The following is a 4752-nucleotide window of genomic DNA, read 5'->3' on the forward strand; positions in this document are numbered from 1 at the left end:
GGCGGAGCCCCCGGCAGCGGCGCCGCACGCGCACGGGTCCGGGCGGAGCCCGGGGAACGGAGGAAGGGCGGGGCGGGGAGCTGCACCGCGCAGCGGCACCACCCCCCGCACCCGCCCCACCGACCCAGCGGCCCACAGCCACCGGCACCGGGCCGGCCCGGCCCGGGAACAACACCCACCCCCACCCCCACCCGCACCGGAACCCGGCGTCAGCTGAAGATGATCATCGACCCCTGCCCCAGACTCCGCGTAGCCGCCGCATGCAGCCCGAGCCACACGTGCCGCTCCCGCGCGAAGGGACTCTCGTCGTACGGGATCGGCCCCGCCGACTCCTCCAGCGACGTCGGCCGCCCCGGCGGCGCCGGCGCGGCGGGCGGGTTCCCCGGGTCTATCCCGATCGCCGGGGCGACCACCACGAGCTCCCGCAGCAGCCCCTGCGCCGACCCCAGCGGCCCGCCCCCGGCCAGCAGCTCCTCGTTGGCCAGCGGAGCCGCGAAGTCCACCGGAACGTAGGCCCCCGCGTGGTCGTAGTGCCACACCAGGTGCGACTGCTGGGCCGTGGGCTCGAACATCTCCAGCAGCTGCTCGTAGTCCCCGCCCAGCTCGTCCACCGGCGTCACCGGCAGCCCGCAGATCTGGAGCAGGTACGCCCTCCGCAGGAAGTGCAGGGCGTCGTAGTCGAAGCCGGCCACCGGGGCCACGTCCCCGCTCAGGCCCGGCATGTACGCGAACACGGGCACGGACGGCAGCCCCGCCTCGCCCAGCGCCTTGTCGTACGAGGCGATTTCCTCCGCGAAGGGATTGTCGGGGCTGTGGCACAGCACATCGACAAGGGGGACCAGCCACAGGTCACAGGCCACGCGGGCTCCGATCAGTCGGATCAGTCGTGTCGATTGCCACTGATCCGGTCAGCGTAGTGTGCCGGACACGCTCCGCGAAGGGGTGCGCAAAGACCGGGGCCCCGACGTGACGCGACGCCGCGCTCAGAGCCCGGCGGCCCAGTCCAGCCCGTGCTGGTTGTACGCGCGCACGATGCGCCGCACCTCGTCGGCGTCCGCCAGCGTCACCGCGTCGACGAGCTCGTTGTGCCCGTCCCACAGCGCGGTCCGCAGCTCCGGCGCACCCTGGAGGTACGGCACGGAGAAGACCCAGCACTGCACCCTGATCCGGTGCAGGAACTCGGAGATGTACGTGTTGCCGACGAGCCCGCTCAGCTCCCGCCAGAACCGCAGGTCGTAGCCGATCAGCACTTCGAGCGAACCGCTCTGCGCGGCCCGGCGGGCCTCCTCGGCCCGGCGCCGCACGGACACCAGCATTTCGCCTGACCCGTGCGCGGTACCGCGTTCGACGAGCCGGCGGAAGATGCCGTCCAGTATCAGCGTCCGCGCCTCGATCATGCCCCGGAAGTCGTCGACGGAGTAGACGCGGACCCGGAACCCCCGGTGCGTGGCGGACTCCAGCAGACCCTGTGCGGCGAGGTCCACGAGTGCCTCGCGCACCGGGGTCGCGGAGACCTCGTACTGCTCGGCGATCTGCTTGACCGTGAATTCGGTGCCCGGCGGGAGACGTCCCGCGAGCACCTCGTCACGCAGTGCGTCCGCGATCTGCTGCCGAAGGGTGTTGCGGGTGACACCTCCGCTGCCTGGCATAGGGGTCCGTCTCCTCCATAGAACTTCGGACACCTTAGGCCAGGCAGCGCGGCCGAAACCGAACGGTTCGTGGCCGGTATGCGGATATACCGACCGTTATACGGACGCTCAGCCTCCGGTGGTGTGCCGGTCGGCGACGGTCAGCGCCTCGTCGAGCAGCGCGAGGCCCTCCTTGGCCTCGGCCTCCGTGACCGTGCACGGGGGAACGACGTGCGTCCGGTTCATGTTGACGAAGGGCCACAGGCCGGACGCCTTGCAGGCCGCCGCGAACTCGGCCATCGGCGCGTTCGCCGCGCCCGCCGCGTTGTACGGCACGAGCGGCTCGCGCGTCTCCTTGTCCCGTACGAGTTCCAGGGCCCAGAAGGTCCCCAGGCCCCGGACCTCGCCGACCGACGGGTGCCGCTCGGCGATCTCGGCGAGCGCCGGGCCGATCACGTTCTCCCCGATGTGGGCGGCGTTCGCGACGATGCCCTCCTCCTCCATCGTGTTGATCGTCGCGACGGCGGCGGCGCAGGCCAGCGGATGCCCGGAGTACGTCAGTCCGCCCGGGTAGGGGCGGGTGGCGAAGGTCTCGGCGATGGCGGCGGAGATGGCGACGCCGCCGAGCGGGACGTACCCGCTGTTGACCCCCTTGGCGAAGGTGATCAGGTCCGGGGTGACGTCCCAGTGCTCGGCGGCGAACCACTTGCCGGTGCGGCCGAAGCCCGACATGACCTCGTCCAGGATGAAGACGATGCCGTGGCGGTCGCAGAGCTCGCGCACGCCGGCCAGGTAGCCGGGGGGCGGGGTCATGATCCCGGCGGTGCCGGGCACCGACTCCAGGATGATCGCGGCGACGGTCTGCGGGCCCTCGAAGGCGAGGGTGTCGGCGAGGTGGGCGAGGGCGCGCTCACACTCCTCGGCCTCGGTGGCGGCGTGGAAGGGGGAGCGGTAGAGGAAGGGCCCCCAGAAGTGCACGACTCCGGCCGAGGCGGTGTCCGAGGGCCAGCGGCGCGGGTCGCCGGTCAGATTGATCGCGGCGGCGGTGGCCCCGTGGTAGGAGCGGTAGGTGGACAGCACCTTCTGGCGGCCGGTGTGCAGACGGGCCATCCGTACGGCGTTCTCCACGGCCTCGGCGCCGCCGTTGGTGAAGAAGATCTTGTCGAGGTCCCCGGGGGTCCGCTCGGCGATGAGGCGTGCGGCCTCGGAGCGGACGTCCACGGCGAAGCCGGGGGCGAGGGTGCAGAGCCGGCCGGCCTGCTCCTGCACGGCCGCGACCACCTTGGGGTGCTGGTGGCCGATGTTGGTGTTGACGAGCTGGGAGGAGAAGTCGAGGAAGCGGTTCCCGTCGTAGTCCCAGAAGTACGACCCCTCGGCACCGGCGACGGCGAGCGGGTCGATCAGGGCCTGGGCGGACCACGAGTGGAAGACGTGAGCGCGGTCGGCGGCCTTCACGGTCGCGCCGGTGACATGAGGGGTCATGCGGTCACGCTAGAAGTGCGCAGGTGGGAAGGGACATCGGCGGACTGTATGGGGGTGGGGGGCCGCCCTCGGCAGTCTGTCTGCCGGCCGCGTCCGCCCGCCGCCCACCACTCCCCCCATTGACAGCACACTGTCGAGATGACAGTCTCTTGTCATCAGCCCGGTACGGCCCTACACAGCTGGAGGCGAGCACCATGAGCGAGACCCCCCGCAAGCCCGTCCACCTCGCGGTCTACGACACCTACGCGGACTGGGAGACCGGCCACACCACCGCGCACCTCACCCAGCGCGGCCACGAGGTCCGTACGGTCGGCCCCGCCGCCGGACTGCCGGTCACCACCATGGGCGGCCTCCGCGTCCAGCCCGACCTCTCCCTCGCCGAACTGCGGCCCGAAGACTCCTCGCTGCTGATCCTCACGGGCGCCTCGCTGTGGGACACCGGTGACGACCTGGCCCCCTTCGCGGCGAAGGCCCGCGAGTTCCTGGCGGCCGGAGTACCGGTCGCGGCGATCTGCGGAGCCACGGCGGGGCTCGCCCGGGAAGGCCTGCTGGACGACCGCCGGCACACCAGCGCGGTCTCCTTCTACCTGGCGGAACAACCCGGCTACGGCGGCGCAGGGCAGTACGTCGACGCGGACGCCGTCACCGACGGCGACCTGATCACGGCGGGCCCGACGGAACCGGTGGCCTTCGCCCGCGAGGTCTTCGCCCGCCTCGACGTGTACAAGCCGGACGTACTCGACGCCTGGTACCGGCTCTTCCACCACTCCGACGAGAGCGCGTACCCGGTGCTGATGGCGGCGGGCGAGGCCGGCGATGCCTGAACCACTGCCCCTCGGGGAGGCGGCCGGACCGTCCCCCGCGTCACCCCTCTCCCCTCGGGAGCGGCAGGACCTGCTGAGCCGCACCGCGCTCGGGGTGTTCCAGCTGAACGGCCAGTTCCTCGCCATCTCGGAGGAACTGGCCCGCCCGGCCGGGCTGACGGCCGCGTGGTGGCAGGTGCTGGGCGCCGTACTGCGGGAACCGCTGCCGGTCGCGGGCATCGCCCGGTCCATGGGCATCACCCGCCAGAGCGTGCAGCGCATCGCGGACCTGCTCGCCGCGAAAGGACTCGCCGAGTACGTCCCGAACCCGGCCCACCGGCGCGCGAAGCTGCTGCGCCCGACCGAGGAGGGCCGCGCCGCGATCGCCCGCATCAACCCCGGCCACGCCGCACTCGCCACCCGCCTCGCCGAGGAACTGGGCGAAACCGCCTTCGCGGAAACGGCCCGAACTCTGGAACGCCTCGCGACGGCCCTGACGACCATCACCCCACGCCCCTGACCCCGGCTTCCCGACCCCACCGGCCCTCCCACACACCTGGTTTCCCGACCCCCCGGTCCTCCCGCACACCTGGTTTCCCGACCCCACCGGACCTCCCGCACACCCGGCCTCGCGACCTCACCGGACCTCCCGCACACCCGGTCTCGCGCCAGCGGCACGTCCGGCCCCGCCGGGCTCCGGCCCCGCACAGCCTGCTCACGGCCGGAGCCCCGCCCCACCACCCAGCCCCGCCGGCGTTTGAGGCGCGGGGGTCCGGGGGCAGCGCCCCCCGCAACGACGCCCCACCCGCATCCGCCCGGGCCGCACCAGCCCCGCGCGT

5 protein-coding genes are annotated in these 4752 nt (G+C 72.6%); 2 read left to right on the forward strand and 3 right to left on the reverse strand.

From position 1 onward, the window contains the following. Positions 1–209: 209 nt before the first annotated feature. The 3 genes from ABZZ17_RS39835 to ABZZ17_RS39845 all read right to left on the reverse strand — a co-directional run bounded on the left by ABZZ17_RS39835 (position 210) and on the right by ABZZ17_RS39845 (position 3110). A complete protein-coding gene (locus ABZZ17_RS39835) occupies positions 210–860 on the reverse strand; it encodes a hypothetical protein (RefSeq protein WP_356884248.1) in 651 nt (216 codons plus the stop codon). A 123-nt stretch (positions 861–983) separates the two neighbouring features. Next, positions 984–1649, reverse strand: coding sequence for a GntR family transcriptional regulator (locus ABZZ17_RS39840; protein WP_356884250.1), 666 nt, complete (start codon positions 1647–1649; stop codon positions 984–986). Positions 1650–1757: 108 nt separating this feature from the next. After that, complete coding sequence (locus tag ABZZ17_RS39845; protein ID WP_356884252.1) at positions 1758–3110, reverse strand: aspartate aminotransferase family protein; 1353 nt, start codon at positions 3108–3110, stop codon at positions 1758–1760. Between the two features lie 194 nt (positions 3111–3304). Between ABZZ17_RS39845 and ABZZ17_RS39850 the strand changes: the two genes are divergently transcribed. Further along, positions 3305–3934 (forward strand): type 1 glutamine amidotransferase family protein, encoded by a 630-nt coding sequence (locus tag ABZZ17_RS39850; protein WP_356884254.1) that lies wholly within the window; start codon positions 3305–3307, stop codon positions 3932–3934. After that, positions 3927–4433, forward strand: a complete 507-nt coding sequence (locus ABZZ17_RS39855) for a MarR family winged helix-turn-helix transcriptional regulator (RefSeq protein WP_356884256.1) — start codon at positions 3927–3929, stop codon at positions 4431–4433. Before ABZZ17_RS39850 ends, ABZZ17_RS39855 begins: the two co-directional genes overlap by 8 nt. The last annotated feature ends 319 nt before the right edge of the window (positions 4434–4752 follow it).

Origin of the sequence: Streptomyces sp. NPDC006512 (assembly GCF_040611935.1) — a bacterium.
Lineage (GTDB): Bacteria > Actinomycetota > Actinomycetes > Streptomycetales > Streptomycetaceae > Streptomyces.

Bases quoted from the DNA above. Each gene is read 5' to 3' on its own strand.
- ABZZ17_RS39840 (WP_356884250.1), bottom strand. From the start codon at position 1,649: ATGCCAGGCAGCGGAGGTGTCACCCGCAACACCCTTCGGCAGCAGATC.
- ABZZ17_RS39845 (WP_356884252.1), bottom strand. From the start codon at position 3,110: ATGACCCCTCATGTCACCGGCGCGACCGTGAAGGCCGCCGACCGCGCT.
- ABZZ17_RS39850 (WP_356884254.1), top strand. From the start codon at position 3,305: ATGAGCGAGACCCCCCGCAAGCCCGTCCACCTCGCGGTCTACGACACC.
- ABZZ17_RS39855 (WP_356884256.1), top strand. From the start codon at position 3,927: ATGCCTGAACCACTGCCCCTCGGGGAGGCGGCCGGACCGTCCCCCGCG.